The following is a 4,260-nucleotide window of genomic DNA, read 5'->3' as shown; positions in this document are numbered from 1 at the left end:
CCGTCATTTACAAAATCAGCAAGACCGACGGCGAGCAGCTCGAGATTCACAATCCGGTTGACATGCCGGACCCGAACCACATCGAAGAGATGCAGGAGCCCTGGATCGAGGCGACGATCCTTACGCCGGACGAATATCTGGGCTCGGTGCTTAAGCTCTGCCAGGACCGGCGCGGTTCGCAGAAGGAATTGACCTACGTCGGCAACCGCGCGCTGGTGAAATACGACCTGCCGCTCAACGAGGTCGTGTTCGACTTCTACGACCGCCTCAAGTCGGTCTCCAAGGGCTACGCCTCGTTCGACTATCATCTCACCGACTACAAGCCGGCCGACCTCGTCAAGATGCAGATCCTGGTCAACAGCGAGCCGGTGGATGCGCTCTCGATGCTGGTGCACAAGACCCGCGCCGAGGGAAGAGGCCGCGCCATGGTCGAGAAGATGAAGGAACTGATCCCGCCGCACATGTTCCAGATTCCGATCCAGGCTGCGATCGGCGGCAAGGTGATCGCGCGCGAAACGGTGCGGGCGCTGCGCAAGGACGTCACCGCAAAGTGCTACGGCGGCGACATCACGCGCAAACGCAAACTTCTGGAGAAGCAGAAGGAAGGCAAGAAGAAGATGCGGCAGTTCGGCAAGGTCGACATTCCGCAGGAAGCCTTCATTGCCGCGCTCAAGGTCGATAGCTGAACCCCTCCGAGCCCTGCAAGCTGCGCCGGACAATTCTGCATTGAGGCGCGCAACTGCGACTTGATCCCGGGGGCGAGTTGGATCAACATGGCCCTAATTGATCGCTCGATAAAGAGCATTAGGGAAACGCCATGAACAAGCCCGAAGTCTTGGATTCCGAAATGTTGGGCTCCGAAACCTCGGGCACCATGGGCCTCGTCGAGCGCGCCAAGGCGCTGGCACCGCTGATCACGCAAGAGGCCGACGAGATCGAACGAACGCGGCGGCTGACCCCGAAACTGGTCGCCGCGCTGATCGAAAACAGGCTCTACAAATCGCTGTTGCCCAAGAGCATCGGTGGCTTTGAATCGCCGCCCGTCGTCTTCATGGAAATGCTGGAGGAAATCGCCAAGGCGGACGCCTCCACGGCCTGGTGCGTCGGCCAATGCTCGGTCGTTGGCATGACGGGGGCTTATCTCGACGCGGATGTTGCACATCAGATTTTCGGCAAGCCGGACGATATCGCGGCATGGGGCGCGATCGCGCACGCGGTACAGGCGGTTCCCGGCGGCTACACCATCAGCGCACGATGGGATTTCGCCAGCGGCATGCGCCAGGCGAACTGGCTCGGAGCCCACGTCCAGGTGCTGGAAGCGGACGGCAAGACGCGAATGAGGCCGAACGGCACGCCTGAAATACGCACCATCATGTTTCCCGCATCGAGCGCTACCATCCACGACATGTGGAACGTGATCGGGCTCTGCGGCACCGGTACCGATTCCTATTCGGTCGAGAACCTGTTCATCCCGGAGAATTTCGCCGCGCTGCGCGACGACTTCAGCGCGCTGCGCGAGCATGGTCCGCTTTACGCCATCACGACCTACAGCATGTTCGGGCTCGGTTTCGGCGCGGTCTCGCTCGGCGTGGCGCGGGCGACGCTCGATGCGGCGATCGATCTTGCGCGCAAGAAGCATTCGGTCGGCATTACTGCGATGAAGGACAACAGCGCGGTGCAAGGCCTGATCGGCCGCACCGAGGCCAAGCTGCGCGCGGCGCGCGCCTATCATTTCTCCACGGCATCAAATGCCTGGCAGGAAATATTGAGCACTGGAAAACTCTCAGAACAGGGGCGAGCCGCCATTCGCCTGTCGGCGACCTACACCATCCACCAATCGACGGAGGTGGTCGAGACCGCCTATCACATGGCCGGCGCCACCGCCGTCTTCAAATCGAATCCGTTCGAGCGGCGTTTCCGCGACATGCACGCGATCTCGCAACAGATCCAGGCCCGCGACAATCATTATGAAGACGTCGGCAAGATGATTCTGACCAACAGCGCGATCCCGCGCGGACCCACCATGTGATTTCAGCGGGGCTGGCGGCCGCGCCATGCGCCGGCCCTCAAAAGCAATCAGTTATTAAGCTGTTTCTGGGAACTTCGGGTTAACCTTTGCGGGGCCTCCGAAATCCCATGTTCCAGATCAGATCGATCGCGATTCGCCTCATCCTCGCGATTTCGCTGACCGTTGCGGCGGCCTGCGCGATCCTCGGAACATTTTCGGTGCTGCAAGAGCGCTCACTGATGCGCCTGGCGCTCGACCAGCAGCTCAAGCTGCAATATGACAGCGTGATCGCCACCCTCGATTATGAAGGCCGCGCCGGACTTGCGGTCAGCGCCGTGATCGCCAATCTGCCGCCGGTCGCGAACGCCGTCGCCAAGGGCGATCGCGAAGCGCTCGAGCCGCTGTTAAAGGCCCCGATGGAAGCGATCAAGGCGCAGGGCATTCCGTTGATCAGCTTCCACACGCCGCCGGCAACCAACTTCTATCGTGCGCACAATCCCAAGCAATTCGGCGAAGACATCTCAGCTCGCCGCGCCACCGTGGTGGAATCGAACCGAACCGGCAAACCCATCGTCGGCGTCGAAGCCGGCCGCGACTCGCTCAGCATTTTCGCGATGACCCCGATCATGCGCGACGGCAAGAGCGTCGGGGTGGCCGACATTGGCGTCTCCTTCAACAAGCAGTTCGTCGAGAGCGTCAAGCAGCGTCTTGGTGTCGACCTCGCGGTGCATCGTCTTGACGGCAACGCCTTTGTCACCATCGGATCGACGTTTACTGAAAAATCCCTGGCGAGCGAAGCCGAGTTGAAGAGCGTGTTCGACGGCGCCATCGTGCGCCGCGACGCCACCCTCAATGGTCACCCCGCGATGCTCTATCTCGGGCAAATCAGGAACTTTGCCGGCCAGCCGGTCGCTGTGCTCGAACTGGTCAAGGACACGACCGCCTATGAGGCCGCCTCCGCCAGTTCCCAGCGCACCATGATCTTCGGAACGATCGTGATACTCGCTGCCGCCGCGCTGCTTGCGTTCCTGCTCGGCCGCGGCATGTCGCGGCCACTTGCCGCGATCACCGCGGTGATGAACCGCCTTTCCAGCGGCGATACCGATGTGACGATCCCGGGCGGCGATCGCAAGGACGAACTTGGCACCATGGCCGGCGCGGTCGACGTGTTCCGCCGCAACATGATCGAATCGCAGCAGCTTCGCGAGGCCCAGGAAGCGGCGAAGAAGCAGAGCGAACAGGAAAAGAGCGCGCTGCAGCGGCGCATGGCCGATCGTTTCGAGGCCGACGTCAGGAGCCTCGTCACCGCGGTCGCCCGCGCGACCGAAGACATGCAGCGCATCGCTGCGGAAATCACCGCCAGTGTCAACGGCACATCTGCGCAGGCGGCAGCCGCGGCCGCGGCATCCGAAGAAGCCTCCTCCAGCATCAACACGGTTGCGGCGGCGACCGAAGAACTCGCCTCCTCCGTTGCGGAGATCGGACGCCAGGTCACGCATTCCAGCGACGTTGCGGACGCCGCCGTCGGCAAAGCCGCGAAAACCAACGAGATGGTCACAGGGCTTGCGGCCGCCAGCGAGAAAATCGGCGACGTGCTTCGCCTGATCAGCGCCATCGCGAGCCAGACCAATCTGCTGGCGCTGAACGCAACCATCGAGGCGGCGCGCGCCGGCGAAGCGGGCAAAGGCTTTGCGGTGGTGGCGTCCGAGGTCAAGGGGCTCGCCAGCCAGACCGCCAAAGCCACCGACGAGATCGCCGGTCAGGTTGCCGCGATCCAGGCCTCCACCGAGGAATGCGTCAGCGCCATCGGCGGCATTAGCACCACCATTCGCGAGATCAGCGGTATTGCGACCACGATCGCGTCCGCTGTCGAGCAGCAGGGCGCCGCGACCCGCGAGATCGCCCACAGTGTTCAGCAGGTTGCGGCCGGCACCAGCGAAGTCGCCGTCAATGTCGCCGGCGCCAGCAACGCCGCGGAACAGTCGCGCGCGCTGGCTGACACCGTCCTTACCGCCTCCGGCGAACTGAGCCAGCACGCCTCGGCGCTGTTCAAAAGCGTCGATTCATTCCTGGCTGGCCTGCGCGAGGCCGCATAAAATAGGCTTGCATCTGAACAAGCGAATCGGGCGCATGACATCGCGCGTCAAACAAAGCCATGCTTGAGCTGATTTCGCCGATTGGTGAATTCCATGTGGTGGACGCCTGAGATAAACTGCACGCATGAATCGGCTTCTGCTTTCTATCCCGATATG

At 62.3% G+C, this 4,260-nt stretch carries 2 protein-coding genes and 1 pseudogene; all 3 read left to right on the top strand.

The features are described from left to right. Positions 1–686, top strand: a pseudogene (locus VFL62_RS15445) (elongation factor 4); the annotation flags it as partial. A 131-nt stretch (positions 687–817) separates the two neighbouring features. After that, entirely contained in the window at positions 818–2,029 is a 1,212-nt protein-coding gene (locus VFL62_RS15440; protein ID WP_325173253.1) for an acyl-CoA dehydrogenase family protein, read from the top strand. 107 nt (positions 2,030–2,136) lie between these two features. Continuing rightward, on the top strand, positions 2,137–4,104 hold the full coding sequence (locus tag VFL62_RS15435) for a methyl-accepting chemotaxis protein (RefSeq protein WP_325173252.1): 1,968 nt from the start codon (positions 2,137–2,139) through the stop codon (positions 4,102–4,104). Positions 4,105–4,260: the final 156 nt, after the last annotated feature.

Source organism: Bradyrhizobium sp. (assembly GCF_035701725.1).
Lineage (GTDB): Bacteria > Pseudomonadota > Alphaproteobacteria > Rhizobiales > Xanthobacteraceae > Bradyrhizobium.
Note: the sequence above shows the minus strand (reverse complement) of the source record. Positions and strands in the feature narration are given on the sequence as shown.

What these genes read in the sequence shown, in the direction of transcription:
- VFL62_RS15440 (WP_325173253.1), top strand. Translation starts at nt 818, where the DNA reads ATGAACAAGCCCGAAGTCTTGGATTCCGAAATGTTGGGCTCCGAAACC.
- VFL62_RS15435 (WP_325173252.1), top strand. Translation starts at nt 2,137, where the DNA reads ATGTTCCAGATCAGATCGATCGCGATTCGCCTCATCCTCGCGATTTCG.